This is a genomic window from Enterobacter ludwigii, assembly GCF_001750725.1.
In the GTDB taxonomy this organism is placed as follows: domain Bacteria; phylum Pseudomonadota; class Gammaproteobacteria; order Enterobacterales; family Enterobacteriaceae; genus Enterobacter; species Enterobacter ludwigii.
In genome coordinates this window covers 2,207,818-2,234,220 of the sequence record NZ_CP017279.1, presented here as the reverse complement: position 1 = coordinate 2,234,220, position 26,403 = coordinate 2,207,818, and the positions used below count along the sequence as shown (strand labels likewise).

The window sequence follows — 26,403 nt, the reverse complement described above, 5'->3', positions numbered from 1 at the left end:
TTTATCCTTAAAAAAAATGCCTTTCAGACGATAATGCCCGCCTGAAAATTCTTATATTTTTGAAATCGTCGACATCACTCTCGCGAATTACGTGAGCTGACGCGCATCGCTGATGCGTGCTATTTCATACAGGAATACGGCATGAGTGCCACACTAAATGAATTAACGAATAATCCCGCAGAGCGAATTAAATCGATGCTGAGCGCATTGCGCGGCAGCCCGAAACTCTTGCTGGTGATTTGCGGCGCCGCGGCGCTTTCCGTCATCATCGCCCTGATGTTCTGGGCAAAAGAGCCGGATTACCGGGTGCTGTTTAGCAACATCAGTGATGAAGAGGGCGGTGCGATTGTCGCGCAGTTAACGCAGCTCAATATCCCTTACCGAATTGACACGCCGGGTGGCGTCATCATGGTACCGGGATCGCAGGTGCATGAGGTGCGCATGAAGCTGGCCCAGCAGGGGTTGCCAAAAGGCGGCTCGGTAGGCTTTGAATTGCTGGATCAGGAAAAGTTTGGCATCAGCCAGTTTACCGAGCAGGTGAACTATCAGCGTGCGCTGGAAGGAGAACTGGCTCGCACTATTGAGAACCTCGGACCCATTCAGAGTGCTCGCGTCCATCTGGCGACGCCGAAGCCGTCGATGTTTGTGCGCGAACAGAAAAAACCGACCGCATCGGTCACCGTCAATCTGCTCCAGGGACGTACTCTGGATGATGCCCAGGTGGTCGCCATTACCCATCTTATTTCCAGCGCGGTTACCGGGCTGGCCGCCGAGAGCGTCACCATTGTCGATCAGCGCGGCAATCTTCTGACCCAGAGCGGCTTGCGCGGTCTGCAAACGGCGCATCTTAAATACACCAATGAAATTGAGAGCGACTATCAGCAGCGTATCCAGCGCATTCTTGCACCGCTGGTGGGGGATGAAAACATTCGGGCACAGGTGACGGCGCAGATTGATTTCACCGAGCAGGAGCAGACGCAGGAGCAGTATCAGCCAAATGCCGATCCGCAAAAGATGGCAATCCGCAGCCGCCAGGCAAGCCTCGCAGAACAAGGTAACCGCCGTGGCGCAGGAGGCGTGCCGGGAGCGTTGAGTAATACGCCGCCCGCCCCGGCCACCGCGCCGATCACGCAGCCGCTCAACACACCCGCGGATGACAAAACAGAGAAAGCCGCAGGCACCGGGAGCAGCAATGAACCCGCGCAGCCTTATAACAACCGCAGTGATGAAACGACGAACTTTGAGGTGGATCGCACGCTGACCCACACCAAATCCAATGCCGGACGTATCCAGCGTCTCTCGGTCGCGGTGGTTATCAACCATTTACCGCAGGGCGAAGAGGGCAAGCCGGGACCGATCGGCGAGGCGGAGCTCACCCGCATTAATGCGCTGGTGAAAGAGGCGATTGGCTATAACGCCACGCGCGGTGACAGCGTCAACATTCTCAACTCAGCCTTTAATGGCGTGGTGGAAGAGCCAGTACCGCCATTCTGGGAGCAGGAAAGTTTCTACACGCTGCTTATGGCGATTGCCCGTTACCTGGTAATTGCGATTATCGCCTGGATTATGTGGCGCAAGCTGGTGCAGCCGGCCTGGATCCGTCATCAGGAAACGACGATTCGCCGTCTGGAGATGGAGAAAGAGGCCCGCGAAGAGCAACAGGCAGCGAAAAAGCGTGCTGCCGAAAAAGAGATGCGCGACCGCGCGCAGCAGCGGGTGGATACCGAACTCAATGGTCAACAGCTGCGTGAGCTGGCGGAGCAGGAGCCACGCGTGATCGCCCTGGTTATTCGTCAGTGGATGAGTAAGGAGCCAAAATAATGAATGCCTCAGAAAAAAGCGCCATCGTCATGCTGACGCTGGGAGATGTCCTCGCTGCGGAGGTGTTTAAACACCTCAACGCCCACGAGGTAAAGCAGATCAGCGCCTCCATGGTCAATATTGCGGGCTTTACCCACGATCAGATGGCTGCGGTGCTGGAAGAGTTTAAGAACGATTCCAGTGAGTATGCCGCGCTGAGCCTTAACACCAACGACTATCTGCGCAGCGTGCTGGTGAAGGCGCTGGGCGAAGAGCGCGCCTCGTCGCTGCTCGAAGATCTGCTGGATACCCATCAGGGAACCAACGGTATTGAGACACTGAACTTTATGGATCCGCAGGCGGTGTTCGATCTTATTCGCGAGGAGCACCCGCAGATTATCGCCACCATTCTGGTGCACCTTAAACGTAATCAGGCTGCGGATGTGCTGGGCAAGTTCGACGATCGTGAGCGTAACGACATTATGCTGCGTATCGCGACCTTCGGTGGTGTACAGCCTGCCGCGTTGCAGGAGCTGACAGAGGTGCTGAATAACCTGCTGCATGGGCAAAACCTCAAACGCAGCAAGATGGGCGGCGTACGTCCGGCAGCCGAAATTCTCAACCTGATGAAATCTCAGCAGGAAGAGGCTGCTATTGAAGCGGTGCGCGAATTCGACGGCGAGCTGGCGCAGAAAATCATCGACGAGATGTTCCTGTTCGAAAACCTGGTGGATGTGGAAGACCGAAGCATTCAGCGTCTGCTGCAGGAAATCGAAAGCGAGACGCTTATCGTGGCGCTGAAAGGGGCAGACGAACCGCTGCGTATGAAGTTCTTCCGCAACATGTCCCGTCGGCAGGCCGAGCTGATGACCGACGATCTGGCCTCTCGCGGGCCGGTGCGTCTGTCTCAGGTCGAGGCCGAACAGAAGACGATCCTCAACGTGGTGCGTCGTCTGGCCGAGTCCGGCGAGATCCTGATTGGAGGCAGCGACGATGCCTACGTTTAATGATAACAACGCTCAGGGATGGCGCAGCTGGCAGCCGGAGAACCTGCTCGGTGATATTGCCGAGCCCCCCCTGCCAACGCTGGATAACACCCAGTCGGATGCACAGCTGAAGGCAGAACTGGCGCGCCTGCGTAAGCAGGCGGAGCAGCAAGGATTTGCTCAGGGACAACAGCAGGGGCAGGAAGAGGGCCGCAAACAAGGCTATGAAGTTGGGCTAAAAGAGGGCCGTGACGCTGGATTTGCACAGGGAGTCGAACAGGCGCGCGTCGAGCAGCAGGCGCTGCTGCGCCAGGCCGGGGAGTGGGTGAGCAACCTCAAACTGTCGCTGGAAAACCTCGACAGCCTGATCCCGGGTCGCCTCGTCCAGCTGTCACTGACGGCAGTACAGCAGCTGTATGGCTCGATCCGTGTTGCGGATAACCACGCGCTGGTTACCCAAATCCGCACCCTCATGAAGCAGGATCCGCTGCTGAATGGCACGTTCCAGCTGTACGTCAGCCCGGAAGAGTTTCCGGCGGTTGAACAGGCGCTGGGCGAGACGCTCACGGCGATGGGCTGGACGCTTCATCGTGACGCGCAGCTGGCAGCCGGCGGTTGTCGGGTTGTTTCACCGGATGTTGAAGTGGATGCCAGCATGGAAACACGCTGGCAGGCGCTCTGTCAGCTGGCGCGAGAGGAACTCTCGCAATGAGCCAGCAGTTAAAAACATGGTTATCAACGCTTGATCGGGTCGAGGAGAGACTGACTCAGGTACCCGATTACCGTCAGTACGGCAAGTTAACGCGTGCCACCGGGCTGGTGATGGAGGCCGTAGGGCTGAAGCTGCCCATCGGTGCGCTCTGTATTGTCGAGCGGCAGACTGAGAAAGGCATCATTGCGGTAGAAAGCGAGGTGGTGGGCTTTAACGGCGAGACGCTCTATCTGATGCCGCTTGAACATGTCGACGGCATTTTGCCGGGGGCACGCATCTACGCGCTGCAGACAGACAGCCATACCGGCAAGCAACTGCCCGTGGGCCCGCACCTCCTTGGTCGCGTGCTGGATGCACAGGGCCGGCCGCTGGATGGTCGTCCGGCACCGGGTAAACCGACCGCCGGGCTTTTTACGCCCACGTTAAACCCGCTGCATCGCGACCCGATTAAAACGGTGCTCGATGTAGGCGTACGCGCAATCAATGGCCTCTTAACGGTCGGACGGGGCCAGCGTATGGGGCTTTTCGCCGGTTCCGGCGTGGGCAAAAGCGTGTTGCTCGGCATGATGGCACGTTTCACCACCGCGGATGTCATCGTGGTCGGACTGATTGGCGAGCGTGGCCGTGAGGTAAAAGATTTTATTGAGAACATCCTGGGCGAGCAGGGGCTGTTGCGGGCGGTTGTGGTGGCGGCACCGGCCGATGTATCACCGATCCTGCGCATGCAGGGCGCCGTCTATGCCACCCGCATTGCGGAAGATTTTCGTGAACGCGGCCTGAACGTGCTGCTGATTATGGATTCTCTGACGCGTTATGCCATGGCGCAGCGTGAGGTGGCGCTGGCGATTGGTGAGCCACCCGCGACGAAAGGCTATCCGCCGTCCGTCTTTGCCCGTCTGCCCGCGCTGGTGGAACGTACCGGTAATGGGGTGAAGGGGGGCGGGTCTATCACCGCGTTCTACACCGTACTGACGGAAGGGGACGACCAGCAGGATCCGATTGCCGACTCAGCGCGTGCGATCCTCGACGGTCATATTGTCTTGTCACGTCGTCTGGCCGAGGCGGGGCACTATCCGGCTATCGATATTGAAGCCTCCATCAGCCGCGCCATGACCGAGCTGATCCCGCACGCGCAGTACCGCCAGGTGCAGCGCTTCAAGCAGCTGCTCTCTGCCTGGCAACGTAACCGCGATCTGGTGAGCGTGGGGGCTTACGTGAAAGGAAGCGACGCTTTACTCGATCAGGCTATCGAGCGCTACCCCTCTCTGGAGGCGTTTCTCCACCAGGCGATCCACGAGCGCAGCGGCTATGAAGAGGCGGTCCGCGCCCTCAGCGGGCTTTTTCCCAACCTAAACGCGTAATCGTGGAGAGCGAATGAACGTTAATAATCCCATGGCTCTGCTGCGCGACATGGCGCAAGAGACGCTGACGGAAACCACCCGCGCGTTGGGTGGCGTTCAGCAGCAGCTACAGCAAGCGGTGGTTCAGCATGAGCAATTGCAGAATTACGAGCGGGAATACCAGCAATCCCTGCGCCAGGGAATGATGGGCAACGGCATGTCGGTGGCGGATCTGGTGAATCATCAGTCGTTTATTTTATCGCTGAAACAGGTCGTCAGACAGCAGGAAGGTCACGTTAACGCCTGTGAAAAGGCGGTGGACCAGGTCAAACAGAACTGGATGCAAAACAAACAACGTCTGAACGCATTTGAAACCCTTATTGACCGTCGCGCGACGGCGCAGGCGCTTGTTGAAAGCCGGCATGAACAAAAGCTGATGGATGAATTTGCCCAGCGTGCCGGACAGAAAAGAGAGAGACTATGAATATTGATATCGCCACCCTGCTATTGGGTGGAACGCAGGGTAAACCAAAGGCGGGAAGGGTTGCTGATGAAGGTTTTAGCCTTGCGATGGATGACAAACTGACGGAACTGATCCAGGTATTTCCCGGTCTCGATCCTCAGGCGCTGGCGGCAGCGTTACCGGTAGAAGGACAGTTGCAGGAGACGCTCAGGCAGACAATGACCGACCTCCCCGCAGTCGACGGTGAGTTACTGGCAGCGAACCCACAGATAACAGACGTTCTGGCGGGTGCGATGTCGGGTGATGGCGAGAGCGAAGAGAATCCATTGTGGCAGTTACAGCAACTGGTTATGCGCAGTGTGAGCGGGAGTGAGATGCCCGCGCGGCCTGATTCAGCTAAACCGGTGGCGACGGTGTCCGGTGATAAGCCCGCTGCACAAAGTGCTGCTGCGCCGACAGCGCTGGTGGCTACTGACAAAACGCCAGCCGCAAACAGTGCTGCGCCGCTTTCACAACCCATTCCCGTTACGAATGACGTTGCGGTAGCGCCTGAGTTCGCGTCTGTTCCCAACGCTGCACCGCTCCCTGCCGCAGTGCGTACCAGTGTCGCCCATGCGCCACAGCAGGTGGTGACCGTCAACCATCCACCCGAGACGCCAGAGTGGAAGCAGTCTGTTAGCCAGCATATTGCGCTGTTTAGTCGCAACGGCCTGCACAGTGCGGAGATCCGTCTGCATCCGGAAGAACTGGGCGCGCTGCATATTTCATTACGTATGCAGCACGACCAGGCGCAGATCCATATCGTCAGCGATCATGCGCATGTTCGTCAGGCGATGGAGCAGGCCATGCCGCAACTGCGTGCAGCCATGGCGGATTCGGGTATCCAGCTGGGCCAGGCAAACGTCAGCGCGGACGGCCAGGGCGCGACAGGTGAACGCGGCGAGACGGCGCAGGGTGAGCATGCACATCAGCATGAAGGCGAAGATGAGCAGGCTGATACCGAAATCGTCCCAACACTGTTAACAACCACACCGGGCAATATATACGGAATAAATACTTTCGCCTGAAGTGTTGAATTACGTTCATGAATGAAATTTTATCGCCTGATTATCAGGGTGATCAAATGGACTACAATAACGGCCATATTGAACTGAGGGTAGCGAGCTACCTTCTCTTATTTATCAGGTGTACGTTCGATGAGTAATAAAAATAAAAAGGTCGCCAGCGGCGGAGGTTCTCGTTCGCTTCTGATGACGTTCCTGTTTTTGACTGCCGTTGCGGCGTGCGGAATTTCCGGCTACCTGTTCTGGGAAATGAAATTCGCGAAACCCGCAGATGTGGCAGTGGAAGGCGCGGTTAAAGAGCCGCCAGCACCAGTGCCCGTTGAGCCTCTGTATGCCTCGATGAATACCTTTACCGTGAGCCTGAAACCGACGGCAAACGAATCGGATCGTGTTTTATATCTGGGGCTGTCTATTCGTGTGGCAGAACAGAAGTCGCTTACTGTGCTGGAAAAATATTTACCGGAATACCGTAGCCGAATATTTATGTTGCTGACCCATCAGACGTATGAAGATTTAGCCACGGATGAAGGAAAACGCCATCTGATTACAACGATTCAAAACGAGCTAAATAAACCGCTGGCGTTTAACCAGTCCATTCGCGTCACTGACGTGCTCATTAATGAATTTATTCTGCGGTAATTATTATGGCTGACAGCTTTTTATCCCAGGATGAGATCGACCGGCTGCTGAACGCAGATGCAGAGAGCAGCAGTGAGCTGCATAACAGCCGGAGCGATGGCGGCATAAAACCGTACGATCCGCATACCCAGCGTCGTGTTATTCGTGAACGTCTGCATTCGCTGGAAATTATAAACGAACGTTTTGCCCGTCAGTTTCGGATGGGGTTGTTTAATTTGCTGCGCCGTAGCCCGGATATTACGGCGGGAAATATCAAGATTCAGCCGTATCACGAGTTTGCCCGTAACCTGCCGGTGCCGACAAACCTGAACCTGCTGCACCTTAACCCGCTGCGCGGAACCTCGCTGATGGCATTTTCACCGGGCCTGGTGTTTATGGCCGTGGATAACCTGTTTGGTGGCGACGGACGCTTTCCAACAAAAGCGGATGGACGCGAATTCACCCCCACCGAGCAGCGCGTGATCCACCGCATGTTGTCGATGGCGCGTGAGGCGTATGAATTTGCCTGGAGCTCTATCTATAAAATCAAAACGGAATATATCCGTTCTGAAATTCAGGTGAAATTCACCAATATCACCTCATCGCCAAACGATGTGGTGGTGACCACGCCGTTTTCAGTGGAGATTGGCTCGCACCGGGGGGAGTTCAATATCTGTATTCCCTTCAGCACCATCGAGCCGCTGCGCGAGCTGCTGAGTAATCCGCCGATGGACAATTCCCGGCATGAAGATACCCACTGGCGCGGCATGCTCGCAAGCCAGATGCGCGAAACGGAGCTCGAACTTGCGGCGCGCTTCGCGGATATCGGCACCCGGCTGTCGAACGTCATGCAGATGAAGAAAGGCGACATCATCGGCCTGGATAAACAGGAGCTGATCGAAGCCAGCGTGGGTGGCGTGCCGGTCTTCACGGCTAGATACGGTGCCGTAAATAATCAATATGCCCTGAAGGTCGAGCAGATGATTCAGCCTTCATTACTATCATTAAACAAGGAGTAATTTCCCCATGAGCGACATGAACACCTCATCGGGTTCTGACGATCAGTCCATTGATAATCTTTGGGGTGAGGCCATGACCGAACAGCACGCTGCGGGAATTACCGACACAATGGGTGCACCACAATTTTCTGATGAGATGAACCTGATCCTGGATATCCCGGTAAAAATGACCGTTGAGCTGGGACGCACCAAGATGACCATCAAAGAGCTGCTGCGCTTAAGCCAGGGCTCGGTGGTCTCGCTGGACGGGCTGGCGGGTGAACCGCTGGATATCTTGATCAACGGTTATCTGATTGCGCAGGGTGAAGTGGTGGTGGTTTCCGATAAATTCGGTATCCGTATCACGGATATTATAACCCCGTCTGAGCGCATGCATCGCCTGAGCCGCTAATGAACGCAACAGATTCCCTCCCGGCCACTGGCTCGGTACTGATGACGGTAACCGGCGCGCTGGCCCTGATTGTCCTGCTGATGGTCGTACTGGCCTGGGCCGTCCGCCGCAGTGGACTGACGCGTCGTCTGAACCCGGCTCAGGGCACGATAACTCTGGTGGCAACGCAGTCGCTGGGGCCGCGAGAGCGGCTGGTCGTGGTGGATGTGGGCGAGCAGCGCCTGGTGCTGGGCGTTACCGCCTCGCAGATTGCGTGTCTCACGACGCAGCCGCGTCCGGAAAATGCTCCGCAGACAACGGCGCCGGCGGCAACATTTCCGCTGATGCTGGAAAAGCTGCGCCAGACGTATCGTCAGGGAGGTGATCGGTGAATCCCGTTGCGTTACGCCTGTTGCTGGCTACCGGTCTGCTACTGCCCGCTGCCTGTGCGACGGCGGCCAATGCCGATATCACCCTTGGTCAACCCACGGGTGAGGGCGGCTGGACGCTGCCGGTGCAAACCCTTCTGCTGCTGAGCGGCTTTACCTTTATCCCGGCTGTCCTGCTGATGATGACCGGCTTTACCCGCATCATCATCGTACTGGGATTAATGCGCAGCGCCCTCGGCACCCCCACCGCACCGCCAAACCAGGTGCTGGTGGGGCTATCGCTCTTTTTGACCTTCTTTGTGATGTCGCCTGTGTTTAGCCAGATCTATGAAAAGGCCTGGCAGCCGCTGCAGGAAAACAAAATCACCATGGAGGTGGCGCTGACGGAAGGGGTTAAGCCGCTGAAGGCCTTTATGCTCGATCAGACCCGTGAAAGCGATCTGGCGATGTTTGCCCGGATTGCGAAAGCACCGGACATCGCTTCCCCTGAAGAGGTGCCGTTGAGCATTCTGATCCCGGCGTTTATCACCAGCGAGCTAAAAACGGCATTTCAGATAGGCTTCACCATTTTTATTCCGTTCCTGATTATCGATCTGGTGGTCGCCAGCATTCTGATGGCGCTGGGGATGATGATGGTTCCGCCGACCACGATTGCGCTGCCGTTCAAGCTGATGCTGTTTGTGCTGGTGGATGGCTGGCAGCTGCTGGTGGGATCGCTTGCCCAGAGCTTTTACAGTTAGGAGACCCAGATGACCCCTGAAAGTGTCATGGTGATTGGCATGCAGGCCATCAAGGTGGGGCTGATGGTATCAGGCCCGTTGCTGGTCGCGGCGCTGGTCACCGGCCTGATTATCAGCATTTTGCAGGCCGCGACGCAGGTCAATGAAATGACCATGACGTTCATTCCGAAAATCCTGATGATTGTCGGGATCGCGGTGGCGCTCGGCCCGTGGATGATGAAAATCTTTATTGAATATACCCGCGCAGTGTTCGCCAGCATTCCTTATGTGATCGGCTGATGGCCTTTGGACTTCCCCTCGATCAGCTTTACGGGCTGGTCAGCCACTACTTTTTTATCATGGTGCGCATTGGTGCGCTGCTGCACGTTGCGCCAGTATTCAGCGAAAAAGCGATCAGCGCGCGGCTGCGTGCGTGTCTGGCACTGCTGATTGCCATCCTGATCGGGGGGGCGCTGCCCGATGCGCAGGTGGGTCTGTACTCCTGGGAAGGCGTGTGGGTGCTGGCAAAGCAGGTGATTATTGGTGCCGCAATGGGGCTCACGCTTCAGCTGCTGTTCGCTGCCGTACGCATGTCGGGTGAAATCATCGGTATGCAAATGGGCTTATCGTTCGCCACCTTCTTTGATCCCGGAGCGGGGAACAGCCCGGTTATTTCGCGCTTTCTCAATTTACTGGTGACGCTGCTGTTTCTGGTCTTTAACGGTCATCTCTGGCTTTTGGCGATGCTCGCCGAAACGTTCGAGACCCTGCCAGTCAACGCCACGCCACTGCACGCCGGGGGTTTTCTGTACCTGGTGACGCACGCCGGGCTGATCTTCAGCCAGGGGCTGATGCTCGGCCTGCCGATCGTTTCGCTGCTGCTGTGCATCAACTTCGTTCTCGGGCTATTAAACCGCCTGACGCCGCAACTCTCCATTTTTGTGATTGGCTTCCCGCTAACGCTGACCTTCGGCATGCTGGCGCTGTTTTTACTCGCGCAAACCCTGGCACCGTTCTTTGAGCGTCTGATGGCGACAGGGTTTGAGCACGTGGCACAGCTGATTCAGGCGCTGGTGTAGCGGCGTCAGTTGGTGCAGACGATACGGGCAACGGATTCGGTACCACTGGCCAGCACTTTATTATCCAGCATATAGATGGTGCTGGTTGCAACCTCTCCCCGGTCTATATGCGGGTAGACATAGTCTTTGACTTCCCGATCGCTACTCTGATCCCCCAGCTTGCGGTGCTGGCTCGTGACCGTCAGGTGGATGCGTTTCCCTTCCACATCCGTGTCAAAACGCACTTCACGGTGTATCGCCGTGGGTCGTCCTGCCAGCTTACCCTCCTTAAAGTGGCTAAGACTGCCAATATAGGTGGTGTGCCCGCTAAAGAGACTGTCGCGATACGAACGATATATCCCGCGTACCAGTGTCGCATTGTTAGCGTCCTCAATGGTGTAATAGGAGGTTGGCGCGACGCACGTGGATTTAAACGGCGAATAATAAATCCCGTAAAATACTTTCCCGCCAAGTCCCACTAACGCGCCAGCGGTGAACAGCAGCGCGAGCCTGAATTTAGTAGAGGCGAAAATAGAACGATTCACAGTCATTCCCTGAGTCCTTTAAGCGTTGTTGACAGGCAATCAGCCCCTGGAACTTGCTCATTTTTTCTGAGCCGGTCGTGACGTAAAGCACCGGGGCAGATTGTTCATCTGCGCGTCTGTCCAGCACGTGTTGCTTATAGGTTTGCAGCGTGGCTTCAATAAGCGCTTGTTTGTTCTGGTCGCTCTGCTGAACCAGCACTTCCGCACCAGGCGGTATGCCGGGTCCATTCCACGGGACAAAATGCACAGGGATTGGGCTAAAGAAGAAAAGGTTTCGCAGTAAAATAGCCAGGCCCACGCCCGCGAACAGACCGGCGAGGGTGACACCCACAGCAAGCGTAATGGATTGACGTGCGCGCGGTAGGGCAGGGGTAACGGTTGGGGGTGTTGTCGTGTCTGTTTCGGCGAGCAGCACAGGTGACTTCGCGTCTGGTGCAGGTTGTTCCGCACCGTTTTCCCGTACGACCAGCCGGTAACCGCTGCGCGTCACGGCGACGAGGGTGACTGTTTCGTGCACCTCAAGCTGGGCAAATGCGCGGCGAAGTTTTGTTATCATCACTCGCACACTGTTTTCTGTGACTTCCACGCCAGCGCTGCGCCAGCCTATATCCATCAGCTGTTCCTGAGACAGCACCTCGCCCTGTGCTTCCGCCATGGCGGCGAGGCACAGGCAGGCGCTTTGGGGGAGCGTGACGTTGGCTTCCCGGTCCGTGCGGGCAAGCGTGCGCGTCTGAAGATCCAGCGTCACGCCTGTTCCAATCGCGATGTAATTGAGCATAGTTATTTGATTCTTCTGGTGTAATGGGTATCGCTGTTGGCTATTGTAATTAATAGTAATGATTCCACTTTATTGCTAGCGAGTGGTCAGAGCGACATGCTTTTTATGTCGTACTTCATTTTTTTGCAACCACTAAGTAATAACAGCCATACCCACTTTAAGGTTATTAATCGGTGGTAAAATAACCTTGCTAATTGTCTGGTGAAGTGAATTTAATTTTAATCATATTAAAACCAATTGCTTACCTTTGGTGCGCTCAGGCCGCCAGGCGCAAGGCTTAGCTGGAGAGAGGTAATAAATGTCTTGAGTTAATAAAAATTAATATGACAAAGATTATTAATTGTAGGGAAGAGTGTATGGGAATGGTTGCGCAAGAAGACCATCAATTTATACTGTTGTAAACACATGTCATTGAATTTATTAAACAGTAAATATTTTACAAGGAAGGCTAATGTTCACTCTCACGCGTTGTTTACAGACGTCAGATACCTCTGCGATGTTGCCGGTCTTTATTTGCCGCCTGGTGATGGGGGTCTTTTTCTTTACGGCCGGGTTTAATAAGTTATTTGTTCCTGAGAACCAGTTGCTGATGCTGGATACCCTGCACGATGCCGGTATTCCTTTTCCTGCGGTGATGGCGGTGGTCGTGGCATTTCTTGAATGTTTTATGGGGTTGCTGTTAACGCTGGGTTTATTCACCCGTTTTAGTGCACTGACGCTGATGATAATCAGCAGCGTCGCACTGGTCACGATTGGTATTTACACTATTCCACCGGGGCTTAACCTGATAGCCTGGCTGAGCTGGCTCTTTTACCTGCCAGAAGCGCTTTATATCGTTCTGGGGCTGGTACTGATGAGCCTGGGCGGAACCTGCTATAGCGTCGATGGCTGGCTGGTTAAGCGCTGGCAGAGTGTGCGCAAAATTATTTTTATCGATGGATAACAGGAATGCGCTGTTATCAACGGTTTGAAGAGCATATTTCCTGACCCCCGCATAATAAAATAGCCCTGTTGAGGCAGCGTCGTGCTGCCGTTTAACGTACAGGCGCTAAATACATGGTTTTCACAGTCATACTGATCATTATCTTTATTACACTCCTGATTCTGGTGCAGACCGGCATTATGCCCTGGTTTATCCGCACCGAAGGGCAGCGCCTGCGCACGCAGGTTGATACCCTCGCGACCCAGTTACGTGAACAGCTCGATCGTGTTGAAGCACAGCAGCGCACGGTGACCGAAAGTGTCGTGACCCTGAAAAGCTTCGCCATGGACAAGGGGCCTCCGGGGGAAACCGACGTGGCGGAAGAGGCGGGGAGCCATCGTCAGTTCTTCAATGCGCTGGTTAAAGAGATGGGCGAGCGTCTGGGGGGCCGGGCCTGGATGGTGGAGGATACGGGACGCATTATTGGTGATGCCGCAGGGGCGCCCAATGTGCAATCCCTTAACGATACCGACCTGCCGATGGCAGTGCCGCTACGTTCGCTTCTGGCTCAGTCCGGAGAGGGGTTGCGACATACCCGTTTTCGTAGCGCCAGCGGTGAACATACGCTGGTGGTCGTGCCAATTGCTGATACGCCGTGGCAGCTGGCCATTGACGTACCCACCCGTCGCATGGGGGAACGACCTGGGATTCTCCTGCACAAGCCCTGGCCGCTGGCGGCCCTGCTGCTGGTGTCTACGCTTACGCTGCTGCGAAGCCTCAACCTTCATCTTTCTCGTCTGAATGAAGAACTCCCCGCACAGTTAAAAAGCGATCAGGGAGCGCATTTACCACCGCTGATGAAAGATATCGGCGAGCAGGTGAATGTGATTGCACGCGCTGCCATGACCATTGCCCAGGAAAATGAGCGTTTGCTGCGGGTCCCTGAGGCCAATGCGAATACCCTGGCAACGCTGAGCGAAAGTGCGACCCATGTCGTCCAGGCGATGGGGGCGTTGAATGATGCTGCTCTGAACATTGCCAACAGCAGCGGCACGCTGGTACAGCTTGCCAGCCGGGCCTACAGCTACTCGATGGATAATGAAGAGAGTGTTTTTGCTGTGGAGTCACGCAATCTAGCCAGCCGTTGCGCGCGCTCTTCGAAAGAGCTCAGAGCCTTAATTGACGATGCGATGATGCAGGCACAAAGCGGTGTGCCATCCGTTGCGCATAACAACAGCGTGTTGATTGAAGAAGTGTATACGGTGGCGAATGCGTTAACGCAGCGGGTGAAGGGCTAATCCTCGCCATCAATAATTCCACCTTAAATTTTTTCTTTTAGAGTTGTTATTTATGTTTACGTCACTTCAAAGTAGAGCCTTCTTACTGGTCTCTGCTTTCTTTTTATTGCTTACGGCACTCACCGTCTGGGTCGTGCTGAATTTTGTCGCCCCCCAATTGCTGAAAAACGAATACCGGCGCGTCCACCATGAGATTGGTGAGCAGGCTGCCGCCATTACGCAACTGATGTCTCGCGTAGAGGCGCAGCAGCGCACTATTACTGAAGCCGTCTCGCGGCTGGATAGCGCGGATATCGATCGTTTGCTCCCTGCGCTGGTTGATCAGTACGGCGATGCCACTCTCTTTGGCGGCGGCGTGTGGCCGCTGCCGGGGAAGCGAGAGCCTGGTGTCGAAAAGTACAGCACCTTCTTTGCCCGCGACGCGCAAAAAACGCTGCGTCTGAATACCACCTGGAATCAGCCTGATGCCCCGGCCTACTGGCAGCAGCCGTGGTTTAAGGCGGGGATGCGCGCGGCGAAAGGACAATGCGCCTGGGCTGAGGCCTATATGGATGCGGCGAGTCCTCAGCCGCGCACCAACTGCGCGATGCCCATTTATCGTGATGGCCAGCTATGGGGAGTGGCGACGCTTGACGTCACGCTGGGCTTCTTCAATCAGCTTGCCCGTAAAATGGCTGAACCTCTGGAAGGTGGCGTGCTGATTGTAGAGGCCAGCGGCAAAATTGTGGCTTACAGCCGTGCAACGGATAATACGCCGGCGCTGAAAAACATCAGCGAGATCCCCGGCAAAGAGATTGCCCTGCTGCAGGCGATGTTAAGCCGGCAGGTGGACGGTCACAGTGAGCAAACCTATGACGCTGAGGATGGCGAACACACCATCTTTCTCTATCCGATTGCCGGCAGTCCGTGGTTTGTGGCGACCGATACCCGGAGCAGCGTGCTAAGCAAGCAGACCCGCGATATTTTAGTGCGTCTGGCGATGGTGCAGATCCCGCTTCTGCTTCTGCTGGCTGGCGTACTGCTCCTGAGCGTTCGCATCCTGATGCGTAATCTTCAGGGGGTGGGAGAGCGTCTCGCTGCGCTCTCTGCTGGCGGTGCCGATTTGACGCGCCGTCTTCCTGAGAGCGGTACACAGGAGCTGAACGCGATTGCCACCCACGTGAACACGTTTATGAATTATCTCCAGGGACTTTTGCAACAGGTCGGGGCCAGCACTCGGACCATTGCCGCGGCGTCGCACCAGATTGCCGACGGCAACCTGTCGCTTTCGTCGCGTACCGAAGAGCAGTCTGCTTCGCTCACGCAAACGGCAGCGTCGATGGAGGAGATAGCCGGTATCGTGGCCAACAATGCGGATAACGCGGAGCATGCCGACAGGCTGGCGACGCAGGCGGCAGGAATTGCCCGGCGCGGCGCAGCGCTAATGAACGCGGCGGTGGACAAAATGGGCCATATTGAATCGTCTTCAGCGCGGGTGGCGGATATTGTCGGCGTGATTGACGGTATCGCCTACCAGACCAATATTCTGGCGCTGAATGCGGCGGTGGAGGCCGCGCGTGCCGGTGAGCAGGGACGCGGGTTTGCCGTGGTGGCAACAGAAGTCCGTAACCTCGCCTTACGTTCCTCCAGCTCCGCGAAGGAGATCCGCGAGCTGATCAACGAGGCCGTGAGCGGCGTACAGGACGGCAGTCGCCTGGTGCAGGATGCCGGAGAGACGATGAATGCGCTGGTAACGTCCGTGGGGGAGGTCTCCACCCTGATGGAAGAGGTCAAGACCGCCAGCCGCGAACAGCGTGCGGGTATCGAACAGGTCAACGTCGCGGTTTGCCAGCTCGAAGGGGCGACCCAGCAGAATACGACACTGGTAGCGGAACTGTCGTCGGCGGCGAAAGCGATGGAAGAGCAGTCCATGGAGCTGGAAAGCGTGGTGAAGCGGTTTAACGTTTAATTTTCGTTTTTGCCGGGCGGCGCTGCGCTTGCCCGGCCGACGAACTGCACCGAATACCCCCTCTCCCTTGGGGGGGGAAGTACACCCTGGCACAGACTCCCCCTCTCCCTTGGGGGGGAAGTACAGCCTGGCACAGATTACTCCCTCTCCCTTGAGGGAGAGGGCTGGGGTGAGGGGGAAAATACAGCGCCAGACTTCATGCTTTTCATCCCATTTTTTCGCTTTTCTCAAGACGCCTCGCAAGATTAAATTTCTCCCTAATGACCCTCTGTTCATCCCTTATCGCCGGGCGTAAGGTGTGCTCACGTCAGCCACAACTGGCGTCGGGATTGACCTCCTGAAAAATGCACTGGGGACAACGCATACTGTTTTCTGGAGGTTACGCTATGGCTTTACATCATCTCTTCACCACCCCGTTCGACCACCACACCGATTTCACCGATCTTGCCGACCACTGCGAGCGCTTTTGCGATGCGCTGTTGGAAGAGCGCGATCCCGTCGTAAAAGCAGCATTATGCGGTCGCTTAGGCGCCTGTCTGGCCCTACTTAAACCGACGCTAACCGATCCGGTTCCGCCCCATCTGGTAGACTTTTTGACTGTAGACAGTGAACCCGTAACGTACCCGGAATTTAACCCGGAAACCGATCAGCTTTGCCACTACTGCGAAGTGATTACCCAACAGCTGCTGGGGGGGGCTCTCTGACAATAGCGCACGGGTGATGATGGATTTACTCTATGACCTGACCGGCTATTTTGCCGAACGACTGAAGTTCCCGCGCTGGATACGCACGCAAGAAGGCGTAGCGTTTATAGAATAAAAAAAGCCCTCCACCAGGGAGGGCAACCGCGCATGGAGGAGATGCGCGTAAGTGTTTGAGGTGGTTACGCAGATTAACGCAGCAGGGACAGTACGTTCTGCGGAACCTGGTTGGCCTGGGCCAGTACGGACACGCCAGCCTGCTGCAGGATGTTGGCACGGCTCATGGCGGACACTTCCACGGAGAAGTCAGCGTCCTGAATACGAGAACGCGCTTCGGTGGTGTTAATGATGTTGGTGTTCAGGTTCGCAATGATGGAGCTAAAGCGGTTTTGAACGGCACCCAGGTCGGCACGGAAGTCGGCAACCTGAGTCAGAGAATCATCGAGGCGTTCCAGCAGGTCTTCAGCAGCCAGACGGCTAGATTCTTTGGTGATGAACTCGGCATCAGCAGGACGGGCGTCCGTAACAGCGCCAGTTACAACACCTGCCGCATCAAGAGCAAACTGTTTAACTTCGCCTGCGCTATTGATAGCATAGAATGTATCTGGCGGTGCTCCAGCCACGGAATACATACGCATTCCCGCAGTTTTGGCATCGTCACCAAACGCGGCAACAGAAATTGCATCCAGTGCAGCAGCATCGAGGGTAACAGGATTTCCGCCTACGTTGACAGAATCACCCGCTTTAATGCGTTTGGTGTCAGTGTCTTTCAGTGCTGTTGGGCCGAACTCCAGCATGTCGGCATCTGCAGCGCTGAGCTTATCCCCAGCTGCAGGAGTGGAAGCGAATTCAACTTTATCAGGCGTCCCTGTAGTGACCTTGAAGCTGGTCGTAATTTCTTGTATCCCGTCAGCGCCTTTCACGAAGAAACGCGTGTTACCGTCTTCCTGGTACGTCAATACTGTTGCTGTAGTTTTATCACCAACCTGATCTGCTGCTGCGATAATGGCATCGCGATCGGCTGTGACCAGTTTATAATCTGGAGCTGTTGGATCAAGACCCAAATCGGCGGCTTTAAATGTCTTGTCTACCGGAGCTAGGGCACCTTTTTCTTTAAACTGACTACTTAGCGTACCAGCACCATTCACGGTAATACCAATACCCGCAAAGTCGTCCAGGAACTCGTCCAGACCCAGAGTTTCCATGTCCAGTTTGTTCAGTTTAATGTCGATGGTATCAGCATCTTTATCACCGATCTGGATGGTGATTTTTTCTTTAGAACCGTCAAACACTTTCACGCCGTTGAAGTTGGTCACGTCTGCCACACGGCTGATCTCTTCCAGACGGGTACCGATCTCTTTCTTGATGGAGTCCAGGTCGCTGGCGGAGTTGGTACCGTTTTTCGCCTGCACGGTCAGTTCGCGGATACGCTGCATGTTTTCGGTCACTTCTTCCAGCGCGCCTTCGGTGGTCTGCGCCAGGGAGATACCGTCGTTGGCGTTACGCGCCGCCTGAGTCATACCGCGGATGGAAGAGGTGAAGCGGTTAGAAATCGCCAGGCCTGCCGCATCGTCTTTTGCGCTGTTGATACGCATACCGGAAGAGAGGCGCTGAATAGCGGTGCCCAGAGAAGACTGGGATTTGTTCAGGTTGTTCTGAGCCATCAGGCTCAATGCGTTGGTATTAATGACCTGTGCCATTGTTTATATCCTTTTAAGTGATAATAACTGTATGTGCTATGCGTTCGTTGATGCGCATACTGAATTCATCGGGGGAAATAAAAATGACTAAATTATTTTTTTAGATTTTTTATAAACCAAAGAAATGCACGCATATCTGTTTCCAATTACACAAATAGCTCAACGCAATGGCGTAATAAGCCCGCACTTCTGTTCTGGGGAAGGGTAATCATTGTTGACGTATAAATGAAAAATTAAACTTACGTCTCTATTACCCGATAGGAATAGTGACAGGCTAACCTATTTCAAGAGGAACATTTTATTATGGCATCAACCAATTTCTTAGGCGTTGGTTCTAACCTGCCGTTCGACCAGTGGCTGGCGGTGGAGCGTGAGGGTATTAGCCAAAAGCTGAACCCCTATTTGCAAAAGCAAAGCACCTTTCAGGGGCAGATTTCCGCCTGGGGGTCTATCTCCAGCGCGTTGAGTACGATGAAGGACAATCTCGGCAAGCTTGAGGACGAAGGGTTCAACGGCGTCAGCGTCAGCGACAATAAAACCTTTAAGGCCACGGCAGGCAGCGGGGCGATCCCTAACAGCTATTCTGTTGCCGTAAAACAGCTGGCGAAAGCGCATCAGTTGGCGGTTGAGAATGACACGCGTGATAAACCGATGGGTAAGGCGAGTGCGAAGGTGACAATCACCCTGAACGAGGGTGAAAAACCGCTGGAGGTGGATTTAGCGCAGGATGAAACCTCTCTCGACCAGATTGCAAAAAAAATTAATGAGCAGAAAGGTGATGTGGTTGCGGAAGTAATCACCCTCGAGGACGGGAAGCATAAGCTGGTGCTGACCTCGAAAAAAACCGGTGAGGCCGGTGATATGACTATCAACGTGACGAGCACTGATATTGATTTTAAGAAGAAGCTCGAAGGTGCGGACGTTGAAACCGAATCGCAGAATGCCGAACTTGTTCTGAACGGAAAACTCGTTACCCGCAGTTCAAACACCATCAACGATATGATCACCGGTGTGACGCTGGAACTACGAGAAGTCTCCGAATTGAAGGACCCTGGACTCCCCGCAGACGACCCGCAGAGCTACAAAACCGAATCTCTCACCATCACCGAAGACACCTCAAAAGTGAAAACGCTGATTGAGGAGTTCGTAAAGAATTACAACAGCTACCTCAGCACCGTCGCCAGTGCCACCAAATATACCGCCCCGGATCGCGACAGCCAGTCAACGGCTCCCGCAACTACCAACGGCGCGCTCTTCAGCGATGGCTCGCTTCGCCGCCTCACCAGCCAGCTTAAAGCGACCGTGGGGGGGAACTATCCCGATGCCGATGCCGTTATACAGTCGCTCGGCAGTATCGGTATTACCGTGAAGTTTGATGGCAAGATTGGCGACGAGCGTGGCGGGAATCTGGGGGAGTTGTCGATTGATACCAAAAAGCTGGATGCGGCGCTGAAAGACAACCCTAAAGCGGTGGAAGCGCTGTTCCTGGGCAAAGACGGAAAAGAGGGTATCAAAGATCGCATGGAGGGTATTTTTGATACCTACCTCGGGGATAAAGACGCCATCACCAAAAAAGAGGGCGTGATCGAAACCGCCCTTGAGTCGCTGCGAGAGCAGGATAAACGTATCGGCAAACAAATCACGGCTATGGAACGGCGTATTGAAGAGGCTATGGCGCGCAAGGAAAAAGAGTTTCAGCGTCTCGACAAGGTGATAAGCGATATGAACAACATGAGCAGTCAGCTACAGGGTTCGCTGGCAGGGTTGATTTAATTTTTATCATAATCCGGGCAGCGCGCTGCCCGGCAGGATTTTACGATGTACACCAATAATGGCTATAACGCCTATACCGCTGTCTCGCTGGACAGCCAGATTGCGGGCGCCACACCGCATCAACTGATTGTCTTGCTGTATGACGGTGCCATCAACGCCATGCGCCGGGCGGAAATCTACTTTCAGTCCGGCAATATTGCTCGCCGTGGGGAGATGATCTCCCGCGCGATTAACATTATCGACAACGGCCTGCGTGCCGGGCTGGACCACGAAAAGGGCGGGCAGATTGCCGCCGAGCTGGAGAGCCTGTACGAATATATTTCGCGCACGCTGCTGGAGGCGAATCTCAACAAATCCGGTGAAAATCTGCCGCATCTGATTTCGCTGATGACGGAGATGCAGGAAACCTGGCAGGCCATCAACCCGGAAAACAAGCAGGTGAAACATGGATAACGCAGTACTGTCACTTATTGAGCAGATGCTGGTGAGCAATGCGACGCTCCTGCGACAGGCCGAAGACGGTGAGTGGGACGCATTTGTAGAGGAGTCGGCGGCCTATTCCATCGGCATGAGAACGCTGTGTGAAATCGATTTGACCCAGCTGGCACAACACAATAAACAGCAGGTGGTGGGGCAGCTGGGGCAGTTGCTGGATGTCGATGCACGCCTCTCGCGTGCCATTCAGGACCGCCTCTCCACGCTTGGCACCGAACTGTCCACCATGCGTAAATCCAGCGCCTCGGCGAAAGCGTATACCGCGGTTTAATTCCTCTCTTTGTTTCAAAAAACATGCACGGATGGCCTTCCCCTCCTTTGGGGGAGGGTCATCTGTTCCTGCTTCCCGGATAAAAAAAAGCTCGCCAGAGGCGAGCAAAGAGGACAACGCAGACAGAATGGGTCAGATGCTTATGTTGTATTTGTGGCCGCCAGAAACCTGGCTGGATTCCCCCGCCGGGCCGTAAAGCGAACTGCTGCGCCCTACGTGGTCAATCGCTTTTTGAATGTGCTGGTTTTTCTTCATATGACTCTGCAGCAGCGATTCCACCTGTTGATTGAGCGCTTTCGTGTTGCGCACTTTTTCATTGACCTGCTGCCAGCTCGAGAACAGTTTTCCGTGGCCAGGGTAGGGGGCCTGCGTGGCACTGTGCTGCTCCTGCTGGCGGCGCATGTCGTCATAATATTGAATGGTCGTCAGAAGCTGATTTTTATTATCTGCCAGCACCTGCAGAGAAACCGGGTTTATCTGCGCACGGTTGAGCTGATTGACCTCTTCAATCATGATCGCCTCCAGTTCATCCAGAGACGTTTTCATTTGCGTGAGAATGGGATAAAGCTTGTCCATAACGGTCCTGCTTGCGGTTAAAACTGAAAGATATCCTGCACCATGGCCTGCGCAATTTTCTCAGGCTCTATGCGCAGCGACCCTGTCGCCAGCGCGGTGCGGATCGCCTCGACGCGCGCGTAGTCAATATCGCGGCTGTCATCGTTCTGGATCTTTTTCGTCAGTGTGGTCAGGGTGACGTCGGTTTTGTCATCCTGACGCGGCTGCGTCACGTTAGCTGACACGTCGCCGTCCTGAGGGTGAATGCGCGCGCGCAAATCCTGAGTGGGCGCGATTTTCGTAATCGGCGCAGTGTTCTGGCTGCTGGAGATGCTCATAATTGTCCTCACAGATAATGATTTTATGTGACTGATACTTCTTTCATCGGTGATTCACAAAAAACCTAAAATTTATTGTTGTGAAATAATGATGACCTGTCCTGACGAATCGACTTTTCCGCTCACGGTGCGCCCGCCAGCTGTTTTCACTTTCAGCGTCTCATCCACCGCCGCGTTGTTTAACGCCTTTCCCTGGCTGCGAATACGAAAGCCGGAGCCGGTGGTGACCAGGTCTACCGTTTGCCCGGCGCGCAGCCGCCATTGCTGTCGGAGCTGGCTTTCCAGCAGCGGTTTGCCGGCGACAACAGCGCGCGTCAGGCGCTGGCCCACGATCTCATCGGGATTGAAGATCAGGCCGGCGGGCTGGTGGTCAAGATTGCCAGTGACGGGCTCAATATCGCTGCGCTGAACAATGGCCCCGCCTGGCAGACTCTGACTGGCAATCCACCATGTGCCCTGAGCACTGAGGCGCACGGGAAGGAAGTGGCGACGAGGCCCACACTGCGCCAGCACGGTGCGTTTGCCGGTAAGGCGACTGTCACGCCCGACCAGGCTCAGTTCCGGGTTATCGCAGACGGCCTCCAGCTGCGCGGGGGTGGCGAGCAGCGAAACCGTGCGGACGATATCAGGCCCCGATTCGGGTTGCTGAATCAAGGCATCTAGCTTGAGCAACAGGCGCTGTTTTGCCGTTTGGGTTGACGGAACGCTGGCGAGGGCGGAGGCCGAACACAGTAAAACGGCTACTGTCGGGCTGAATAATCGCAACTTCATCGTATTGCCTTTATAGAGCGGGATGATAATAAAAAAGTGGATAAATTATATACGTTCCGCGAGGGGTTTTATTGAATTAAATAGTGACATCTTTGGCGGTAATTAAATTAATCATTGTTTTAACTTTTCTCTGGCTCGTTCTATTTCCCTAAATGCGCCTATTTGTGTCGGGTCTTTGCAGTGTGATATTTCACCCACGGTGACTACACTAACGCAGTTTAAATAATGCGAAGCAGGAACTCTATCGTTATGAATAAACTCGATGACGCCTTTCGCTTTCAGCAGCAGGCATTAGGTTTGCTGTCGCGCCGTCAGGATATTCTGGCGTCGAATATTGCAAATGCGGATACGCCAGGCTATCAGGCGCGAGATATCGATTTTACCGGGCAGTTAAAACAGGCCATGGAAAATAATTCGATGGCCAAATCACCGGTCTCACTTTCGTTGACGTCTCAGCGGCATATTGAAGCGAAAGCAAAGCCTTTTGATGACAGTCAACTGCTTTATCGCGTGCCGGATCAGCCGAGCGCCGATGGTAATACCGTGGATATGGATCGTGAGCGTGTGAATTTCGCGGATAACGCCATGAAATACCAGTCGAGCCTGACCTTCCTGGGCGCGGATATTAAGAAAATGATGACAGTATTAAGTCAGGGGTAATAAACGATGTCGCTTTTTAGCGTATTTGATATTTCGGGATCGGCAATGGCTGCCCAGTCCCGACGCCTCAACGTCAGCGCCAGTAACATGGCGAACGCTGACAGCGTGGCGGGGCCAGACGGCCAGCCGTATCGCGCCCGTCAGGTGGTTTTCCGTGTCGACAACGCTGTCGGGCAGGAGATCGGCGGCGTTGAGGTGAGTGACGTGGTGGAAAGCAGCGCACCGGATCGTCTGGTCTACGAGCCGGGCAATCCGCTGGCCGACGAGCAGGGCTATGTCCGCATGCCGAACGTTAACGTCATGAACGAGATGGTCAACACCATTTCGGCTTCCCGCAGCTACCAGGCCAACGTGGAAGTGATGAACTCCGCCAAAAGTCTGCTGCTGAAAACATTAACTCTTGGTCAGTAAGGACGCATATGGCGGTCTCTTCAATTAACAACAACGACGGCTCAAGTGGCATTGGTAGCGGCAACAGCGCGGCAGATCTGTCGAATCAGTTTATGACCCTGCTGGTCGCGCAGATGAAAAATCAGGATCCCACCAACCCGATGGATAACAACCAGCTCACCTCGCAGCTGGCGCAGATCAACATGACTGCGGGTGTGGAGAAACTTAACAGCTCCGTGGCGGGTGTGCAGGCGATGATGGTTCAGCTCGGTAGCATGAGCGCCTCCTCCTGGGTAGGGCGCAGCGTGCTGATTGAAGGGGAGGCGAAGGTCTCCTTCGGCGAGCCAGAGGGCATTGGTATTCATCAGGTCGGTGCGGATCGTCCTGGCGGCTCGGACGACTTCCACTTCGTATTAGCGGGTGATGCCGAAACGGTGACCGTCACCCTGCACGACGGCGACAAGGCGTATACCGCAGAGCTGAAAAATGTGAAGAAGGGGATTAATACCTACAACCTCGACGACCTGGAAAACTTCAAGCCGGAGCCGGGGCCGCCGCATGACAGGGAATACACCCTCTCCTTTGAAGCCAGCAACCCTGAGGGGGAAAAACCGGAAGTGGTTGGTCTGGTACCGGACCAGGTGCAGGGCGTCACGATGGATCCGAACGGGCCGATTCTGCATCTGGTGAACAACGATCCGATCGGCATGGGCCAGGTTGTTGTCATTCAAAAATAGTCATTACTTTCTGGAAATTAATTATGGGTTTTTCACAAGGTCTTAGCGGTCTGAGTGCCGCAGCAAAAGCGCTGGATGTCGTGGGTAACAATATTGCCAACTCCCAGACCGTAGGGTTTAAAGCAGGCTCCGTCTCCTTCGCCGATATCTTTGCCGGTTCGACCGGGATGGGGGTGCAGGTTGCGGGCGTCAACCAGAATATGGGCGACGGCGGGCTAATGAACGGCGCCTCCCCGCTGGATATGGGGATTTCCGGTCGCGGCTTTTTCCGCATGGTCGATCAGGCGGGCAGCGTGTTCTATGGCCGTAACGGTCAGTTTGAGCAAGACCAGAATGGCTTTATCGTCAACAAAACCAACGGGATGTTTTTAACCGGCTACCAGGCGACGGACGGGGTGATCAACCCGGGCGCGCAGGTGGGGCCGATCCGCATTCCAAAGGACGACATGCCGCCAGCAGCGTCAACCGCAGGCTCCGTGACCGGCAACCTGAAGTCTGATGATAAAATTATCCCCGCGACACCGGTCTTTGATCCTGACAATGCAGACACCTACAACTATGTCAGTGAAGTCACCGCCACCGACAGCCTGGGTAATAAGCATGCAATTAAGGTCTACTACGTGCATACCGCGGAAGGTGAGTGGCAGGCACATGCCCAGGATTCTACCGCACCGGGCGCGGGGGCGGAGGAGTGGAGTGTGCAGACGCTTAGGTTTGGGACCGATGGCAAACTTACCGCGCCGGTGACATTGAACGTCAAAGGGGCGGCTTACAACGGCTCAGCGGCGCTGGATCTGACGCTTGATCTGGATATTACCCAAAACGCCAGCGATACCCAGGTGATGCTTGACGAAATTGACGGTCAGGCTCCGGGTAAATTTAATACTTATCAGGTCAGTGACACGGGCGAAGTGATTGCCATCTACGGTAACGGCAAGCGTCAGACCGTCGCGCAGGTGGTGCTGGCAGACTTTGCTAACGCGGGCGGCCTTGAGCAGCAGGGCAACAACCTGTGGGCGGAAACCGTGCAGTCCGGCCAGCCGTTTCTGGGAACATCGGGCACCGGCAGCTTCGGAGATATCGATGGCGGTATGCTGGAGTCCTCCAACGTGAACCTGGGCGACGAGATGGTCAACATGATCGTCTACCAGCGTAACTACCAGTCCAACTCGCAAACCATCAAAACCCAGTCTGAGATCCTGCAGACGCTGGTTAACCTGCGTTAAGGCTGAGTGATGGATCGCGCTATCTATACCGCCATGAGTGCCGCCAACGCGGCGCTCAACCGCCAGGCGGTCACCTCAAATAATCTGGCGAACAGCTCTACCGCCGGTTTCCGCTCTCAGCTTGCCGCGTTTCGCTCGGTACCCATCGAAGGCGAAACCCTGCGTACGCGCGCGCTGGTGGCGGAATCCACCCCCTTTCACGACACCACCATGGGGCCCATCACCCATACCGGACGCAGCCTGGACGTGGCACTGCCGCAAAATGGCTGGCTGGCGGTGGCGCTGGATGACGGCAGCGAAGGTTATACCCGCAACGGCGCAATCGAGGTGGATCAAGACGGAGCGCTCAGCGTCAACGGCCGTCCGCTAATGGGTGATGGCGGCCCGCTGGAAGTGCCGCCGCAGTCACATATCACTATCGGTACGGACGGCACCGTCTCCGCGCTCGGTATGGGCGATGACCCCACGGCTCTGGTCCCTGTCGGGCGCATTAAGCTGGTCAACGCGGAAATCAATGCCCTGCAGCACGGCGACGACGGTCTGTTTCGGTCAGCCGCGGGCGATGTGCTGGCACAGGATGAAACCCTGCGCCTGACGCCGGAAGCCATCGAAGGCAGCAACGTCAGTCCGGTGCACGCGATGACCCAGATGATCGCCAACTCCCGTGGCTTTGACATGAACATGAAGGTCATCCGCACCGCCGACGAAAATGCCCAGAAGGCTAACCAGCTATTAAGCGTGAGCTAAATTCGCGCAA

Annotated in this window: 31 protein-coding genes; 25 read left to right on the top strand and 6 right to left on the bottom strand. The window is 55.3% G+C overall.

The window, feature by feature from the left end; all coding sequences use genetic code 11:
* Positions 1–141: 141 nt before the first annotated feature.
* The 13 genes from fliF to fliR all read left to right on the top strand — a co-directional run bounded on the left by fliF (position 142) and on the right by fliR (position 10,559).
* Positions 142–1,821: a flagellar basal-body MS-ring/collar protein FliF gene (fliF, locus tag BH714_RS10580; protein WP_040017904.1), complete on the top strand. Its 1,680-nt coding sequence runs from the start codon at positions 142–144 to the stop codon at positions 1,819–1,821.
* Positions 1,821–2,807 (top strand): flagellar motor switch protein FliG, encoded by a 987-nt coding sequence (fliG, locus tag BH714_RS10575; RefSeq protein ID WP_025203742.1) that lies wholly within the window; start codon positions 1,821–1,823, stop codon positions 2,805–2,807. The genes fliF and fliG overlap by 1 nt, the downstream gene beginning before the upstream one ends.
* Entirely contained in the window at positions 2,794–3,498 is a 705-nt protein-coding gene (locus tag BH714_RS10570; protein WP_040017901.1) for a flagellar assembly protein FliH, read from the top strand. Before fliG ends, BH714_RS10570 begins: the two co-directional genes overlap by 14 nt.
* Positions 3,495–4,859, top strand: coding sequence for a flagellar protein export ATPase FliI (gene fliI / locus BH714_RS10565; RefSeq protein ID WP_040017900.1), 1,365 nt, complete (start codon positions 3,495–3,497; stop codon positions 4,857–4,859). The genes BH714_RS10570 and fliI overlap by 4 nt, the downstream gene beginning before the upstream one ends.
* A gap of 13 nt (positions 4,860–4,872) precedes the next feature.
* A complete protein-coding gene (gene fliJ, locus BH714_RS10560) occupies positions 4,873–5,322 on the top strand; it encodes a flagellar export protein FliJ (RefSeq protein ID WP_040017899.1) in 450 nt (149 codons plus the stop codon).
* Positions 5,319–6,368 carry a flagellar hook-length control protein FliK gene (locus BH714_RS10555; RefSeq protein WP_040017898.1) on the top strand — a complete coding sequence of 350 codons (1,050 nt, stop codon included), beginning with the start codon at positions 5,319–5,321 and terminating at the stop codon, positions 6,366–6,368. The genes fliJ and BH714_RS10555 overlap by 4 nt, the downstream gene beginning before the upstream one ends.
* A 129-nt stretch (positions 6,369–6,497) precedes the next feature.
* Positions 6,498–7,004 (top strand): flagellar basal body-associated FliL family protein, encoded by a 507-nt coding sequence (locus BH714_RS10550; protein ID WP_025203747.1) that lies wholly within the window; start codon positions 6,498–6,500, stop codon positions 7,002–7,004.
* 5 nt (positions 7,005–7,009) lie between these two features.
* Positions 7,010–8,002 carry a flagellar motor switch protein FliM gene (fliM, locus tag BH714_RS10545; RefSeq protein WP_040017897.1) on the top strand — a complete coding sequence of 331 codons (993 nt, stop codon included), beginning with the start codon at positions 7,010–7,012 and terminating at the stop codon, positions 8,000–8,002.
* A 7-nt stretch (positions 8,003–8,009) separates the two neighbouring features.
* Entirely contained in the window at positions 8,010–8,393 is a 384-nt protein-coding gene (gene fliN, locus BH714_RS10540) for a flagellar motor switch protein FliN (protein ID WP_025203749.1), read from the top strand.
* Complete coding sequence (gene fliO, locus BH714_RS10535) at positions 8,393–8,764, top strand: flagellar biosynthetic protein FliO (protein WP_040017895.1); 372 nt, start codon at positions 8,393–8,395, stop codon at positions 8,762–8,764. Before fliN ends, fliO begins: the two co-directional genes overlap by 1 nt.
* Positions 8,761–9,501, top strand: coding sequence for a flagellar type III secretion system pore protein FliP (fliP, locus tag BH714_RS10530; RefSeq protein ID WP_040017894.1), 741 nt, complete (start codon positions 8,761–8,763; stop codon positions 9,499–9,501). The genes fliO and fliP overlap by 4 nt, the downstream gene beginning before the upstream one ends.
* Positions 9,502–9,510: 9 nt before the next feature.
* Positions 9,511–9,780, top strand: a complete 270-nt coding sequence (gene fliQ, locus BH714_RS10525) for a flagellar biosynthesis protein FliQ (protein WP_025203752.1) — start codon at positions 9,511–9,513, stop codon at positions 9,778–9,780.
* Positions 9,780–10,559 carry a flagellar biosynthetic protein FliR gene (fliR, locus tag BH714_RS10520; RefSeq protein ID WP_040017892.1) on the top strand — a complete coding sequence of 260 codons (780 nt, stop codon included), beginning with the start codon at positions 9,780–9,782 and terminating at the stop codon, positions 10,557–10,559. The genes fliQ and fliR overlap by 1 nt, the downstream gene beginning before the upstream one ends.
* Positions 10,560–10,564: 5 nt before the next feature.
* Here fliR and BH714_RS10515 read toward each other — a convergent pair whose 3' ends face one another.
* Together BH714_RS10515 and BH714_RS10510 are read right to left on the bottom strand one after the other, a co-directional pair.
* Positions 10,565–11,089 carry a hypothetical protein gene (locus BH714_RS10515; protein WP_049866880.1) on the bottom strand — a complete coding sequence of 175 codons (525 nt, stop codon included), beginning with the start codon at positions 11,087–11,089 and terminating at the stop codon, positions 10,565–10,567.
* Positions 11,055–11,861: a winged helix-turn-helix domain-containing protein gene (locus BH714_RS10510; RefSeq protein WP_040017891.1), complete on the bottom strand. Its 807-nt coding sequence runs from the start codon at positions 11,859–11,861 to the stop codon at positions 11,055–11,057. Before BH714_RS10510 ends, BH714_RS10515 begins: the two co-directional genes overlap by 35 nt.
* A gap of 451 nt (positions 11,862–12,312) precedes the next feature.
* On the opposite strand from BH714_RS10510, the gene BH714_RS10505 reads away from it, so the two are divergent.
* From BH714_RS10505 to BH714_RS10490, 4 genes are all read left to right on the top strand, one after another.
* Positions 12,313–12,804 (top strand): DoxX family protein, encoded by a 492-nt coding sequence (locus tag BH714_RS10505; protein WP_040017889.1) that lies wholly within the window; start codon positions 12,313–12,315, stop codon positions 12,802–12,804.
* Positions 12,805–12,917: 113 nt separating this feature from the next.
* Complete coding sequence (locus BH714_RS10500; RefSeq protein WP_040017887.1) at positions 12,918–14,081, top strand: PDC sensor domain-containing protein; 1,164 nt, start codon at positions 12,918–12,920, stop codon at positions 14,079–14,081.
* Between the two features lie 52 nt (positions 14,082–14,133).
* Positions 14,134–16,029 (top strand): methyl-accepting chemotaxis protein, encoded by a 1,896-nt coding sequence (locus BH714_RS10495; RefSeq protein WP_040017886.1) that lies wholly within the window; start codon positions 14,134–14,136, stop codon positions 16,027–16,029.
* 386 nt (positions 16,030–16,415) lie between these two features.
* On the top strand, positions 16,416–16,733 hold the full coding sequence (locus BH714_RS10490; protein ID WP_418251704.1) for a hypothetical protein: 318 nt from the start codon (positions 16,416–16,418) through the stop codon (positions 16,731–16,733).
* 188 nt (positions 16,734–16,921) lie between these two features.
* Here the strand turns inward: BH714_RS10490 and BH714_RS10485 are convergent, their stop codons facing one another.
* Positions 16,922–18,430 carry a flagellin N-terminal helical domain-containing protein gene (locus tag BH714_RS10485; RefSeq protein ID WP_040017885.1) on the bottom strand — a complete coding sequence of 503 codons (1,509 nt, stop codon included), beginning with the start codon at positions 18,428–18,430 and terminating at the stop codon, positions 16,922–16,924.
* Between the two features lie 303 nt (positions 18,431–18,733).
* On the opposite strand from BH714_RS10485, the gene fliD reads away from it, so the two are divergent.
* From fliD to BH714_RS10470, 3 genes are read left to right on the top strand one after another with little or no spacing between them, the layout of a single operon-like run.
* Positions 18,734–20,203, top strand: a complete 1,470-nt coding sequence (gene fliD, locus BH714_RS10480) for a flagellar filament capping protein FliD (RefSeq protein ID WP_040017884.1) — start codon at positions 18,734–18,736, stop codon at positions 20,201–20,203.
* A 45-nt stretch (positions 20,204–20,248) separates the two neighbouring features.
* A complete protein-coding gene (fliS, locus tag BH714_RS10475; protein ID WP_025203762.1) occupies positions 20,249–20,656 on the top strand; it encodes a flagellar export chaperone FliS in 408 nt (135 codons plus the stop codon).
* Complete coding sequence (locus BH714_RS10470; RefSeq protein ID WP_040017882.1) at positions 20,649–20,969, top strand: flagellar protein FliT; 321 nt, start codon at positions 20,649–20,651, stop codon at positions 20,967–20,969. The genes fliS and BH714_RS10470 overlap by 8 nt, the downstream gene beginning before the upstream one ends.
* Before the next feature lie 132 nt (positions 20,970–21,101).
* On the opposite strand, the gene BH714_RS10465 is transcribed toward BH714_RS10470, so the two are convergent.
* The 3 genes from BH714_RS10465 to flgA form a co-directional block, all read right to left on the bottom strand.
* Positions 21,102–21,545: a flagella synthesis protein FlgN gene (locus BH714_RS10465; protein ID WP_040017880.1), complete on the bottom strand. Its 444-nt coding sequence runs from the start codon at positions 21,543–21,545 to the stop codon at positions 21,102–21,104.
* A gap of 17 nt (positions 21,546–21,562) precedes the next feature.
* Complete coding sequence (flgM, locus tag BH714_RS10460) at positions 21,563–21,862, bottom strand: flagellar biosynthesis anti-sigma factor FlgM (RefSeq protein ID WP_025203765.1); 300 nt, start codon at positions 21,860–21,862, stop codon at positions 21,563–21,565.
* Between the two features lie 72 nt (positions 21,863–21,934).
* Positions 21,935–22,633, bottom strand: a complete 699-nt coding sequence (gene flgA / locus BH714_RS10455; RefSeq protein WP_040017879.1) for a flagellar basal body P-ring formation chaperone FlgA — start codon at positions 22,631–22,633, stop codon at positions 21,935–21,937.
* 225 nt (positions 22,634–22,858) lie between these two features.
* Here flgA and flgB point away from each other — a divergent pair, with 225 nt between their 5' ends.
* Genes flgB through BH714_RS10430 form a run of 5 tightly spaced genes read left to right on the top strand, consistent with a single transcriptional unit; the run spans position 22,859 to position 26,393 of the window.
* Positions 22,859–23,293: a flagellar basal body rod protein FlgB gene (gene flgB, locus BH714_RS10450; RefSeq protein ID WP_040017877.1), complete on the top strand. Its 435-nt coding sequence runs from the start codon at positions 22,859–22,861 to the stop codon at positions 23,291–23,293.
* 6 nt (positions 23,294–23,299) lie between these two features.
* On the top strand, positions 23,300–23,704 hold the full coding sequence (flgC, locus tag BH714_RS10445; RefSeq protein ID WP_040017872.1) for a flagellar basal body rod protein FlgC: 405 nt from the start codon (positions 23,300–23,302) through the stop codon (positions 23,702–23,704).
* Positions 23,705–23,712: 8 nt separating this feature from the next.
* Positions 23,713–24,420 (top strand): flagellar hook assembly protein FlgD, encoded by a 708-nt coding sequence (locus BH714_RS10440; RefSeq protein ID WP_040017870.1) that lies wholly within the window; start codon positions 23,713–23,715, stop codon positions 24,418–24,420.
* 23 nt (positions 24,421–24,443) lie between these two features.
* Positions 24,444–25,646, top strand: coding sequence for a flagellar hook protein FlgE (gene flgE / locus BH714_RS10435; protein WP_040017868.1), 1,203 nt, complete (start codon positions 24,444–24,446; stop codon positions 25,644–25,646).
* Positions 25,647–25,655: 9 nt separating this feature from the next.
* Positions 25,656–26,393, top strand: a complete 738-nt coding sequence (locus BH714_RS10430) for a flagellar basal body rod protein FlgF (protein WP_040017867.1) — start codon at positions 25,656–25,658, stop codon at positions 26,391–26,393.
* The last annotated feature ends 10 nt before the right edge of the window (positions 26,394–26,403 follow it).

What these genes read in the sequence shown, in the direction of transcription:
- fliG (WP_025203742.1), top strand. Translation starts at nt 1,821, where the DNA reads ATGAATGCCTCAGAAAAAAGCGCCATCGTCATGCTGACGCTGGGAGAT.
- BH714_RS10555 (WP_040017898.1), top strand. Translation starts at nt 5,319, where the DNA reads ATGAATATTGATATCGCCACCCTGCTATTGGGTGGAACGCAGGGTAAA.
- flgE (WP_040017868.1), top strand. Translation starts at nt 24,444, where the DNA reads ATGGGTTTTTCACAAGGTCTTAGCGGTCTGAGTGCCGCAGCAAAAGCG.
- BH714_RS10515 (WP_049866880.1), bottom strand. Translation starts at nt 11,089, where the DNA reads ATGACTGTGAATCGTTCTATTTTCGCCTCTACTAAATTCAGGCTCGCG.
- BH714_RS10430 (WP_040017867.1), top strand. Translation starts at nt 25,656, where the DNA reads ATGGATCGCGCTATCTATACCGCCATGAGTGCCGCCAACGCGGCGCTC.
- BH714_RS10505 (WP_040017889.1), top strand. Translation starts at nt 12,313, where the DNA reads ATGTTCACTCTCACGCGTTGTTTACAGACGTCAGATACCTCTGCGATG.
- fliQ (WP_025203752.1), top strand. Translation starts at nt 9,511, where the DNA reads ATGACCCCTGAAAGTGTCATGGTGATTGGCATGCAGGCCATCAAGGTG.
- BH714_RS10470 (WP_040017882.1), top strand. Translation starts at nt 20,649, where the DNA reads ATGGATAACGCAGTACTGTCACTTATTGAGCAGATGCTGGTGAGCAAT.
- fliS (WP_025203762.1), top strand. Translation starts at nt 20,249, where the DNA reads ATGTACACCAATAATGGCTATAACGCCTATACCGCTGTCTCGCTGGAC.
- flgB (WP_040017877.1), top strand. Translation starts at nt 22,859, where the DNA reads ATGCGAAGCAGGAACTCTATCGTTATGAATAAACTCGATGACGCCTTT.
- BH714_RS10500 (WP_040017887.1), top strand. Translation starts at nt 12,918, where the DNA reads ATGGTTTTCACAGTCATACTGATCATTATCTTTATTACACTCCTGATT.
- fliD (WP_040017884.1), top strand. Translation starts at nt 18,734, where the DNA reads ATGGCATCAACCAATTTCTTAGGCGTTGGTTCTAACCTGCCGTTCGAC.
- flgC (WP_040017872.1), top strand. Translation starts at nt 23,300, where the DNA reads ATGTCGCTTTTTAGCGTATTTGATATTTCGGGATCGGCAATGGCTGCC.
- fliN (WP_025203749.1), top strand. Translation starts at nt 8,010, where the DNA reads ATGAGCGACATGAACACCTCATCGGGTTCTGACGATCAGTCCATTGAT.
- BH714_RS10510 (WP_040017891.1), bottom strand. Translation starts at nt 11,861, where the DNA reads ATGCTCAATTACATCGCGATTGGAACAGGCGTGACGCTGGATCTTCAG.
- BH714_RS10485 (WP_040017885.1), bottom strand. Translation starts at nt 18,430, where the DNA reads ATGGCACAGGTCATTAATACCAACGCATTGAGCCTGATGGCTCAGAAC.
- fliI (WP_040017900.1), top strand. Translation starts at nt 3,495, where the DNA reads ATGAGCCAGCAGTTAAAAACATGGTTATCAACGCTTGATCGGGTCGAG.
- fliO (WP_040017895.1), top strand. Translation starts at nt 8,393, where the DNA reads ATGAACGCAACAGATTCCCTCCCGGCCACTGGCTCGGTACTGATGACG.
- fliJ (WP_040017899.1), top strand. Translation starts at nt 4,873, where the DNA reads ATGAACGTTAATAATCCCATGGCTCTGCTGCGCGACATGGCGCAAGAG.
- BH714_RS10465 (WP_040017880.1), bottom strand. Translation starts at nt 21,545, where the DNA reads ATGGACAAGCTTTATCCCATTCTCACGCAAATGAAAACGTCTCTGGAT.
- BH714_RS10495 (WP_040017886.1), top strand. Translation starts at nt 14,134, where the DNA reads ATGTTTACGTCACTTCAAAGTAGAGCCTTCTTACTGGTCTCTGCTTTC.
- BH714_RS10570 (WP_040017901.1), top strand. Translation starts at nt 2,794, where the DNA reads ATGCCTACGTTTAATGATAACAACGCTCAGGGATGGCGCAGCTGGCAG.
- fliR (WP_040017892.1), top strand. Translation starts at nt 9,780, where the DNA reads ATGGCCTTTGGACTTCCCCTCGATCAGCTTTACGGGCTGGTCAGCCAC.
- BH714_RS10440 (WP_040017870.1), top strand. Translation starts at nt 23,713, where the DNA reads ATGGCGGTCTCTTCAATTAACAACAACGACGGCTCAAGTGGCATTGGT.
- BH714_RS10490 (WP_418251704.1), top strand. Translation starts at nt 16,416, where the DNA reads ATGGCTTTACATCATCTCTTCACCACCCCGTTCGACCACCACACCGAT.
- flgM (WP_025203765.1), bottom strand. Translation starts at nt 21,862, where the DNA reads ATGAGCATCTCCAGCAGCCAGAACACTGCGCCGATTACGAAAATCGCG.
- flgA (WP_040017879.1), bottom strand. Translation starts at nt 22,633, where the DNA reads ATGAAGTTGCGATTATTCAGCCCGACAGTAGCCGTTTTACTGTGTTCG.
- BH714_RS10550 (WP_025203747.1), top strand. Translation starts at nt 6,498, where the DNA reads ATGAGTAATAAAAATAAAAAGGTCGCCAGCGGCGGAGGTTCTCGTTCG.
- fliM (WP_040017897.1), top strand. Translation starts at nt 7,010, where the DNA reads ATGGCTGACAGCTTTTTATCCCAGGATGAGATCGACCGGCTGCTGAAC.
- fliF (WP_040017904.1), top strand. Translation starts at nt 142, where the DNA reads ATGAGTGCCACACTAAATGAATTAACGAATAATCCCGCAGAGCGAATT.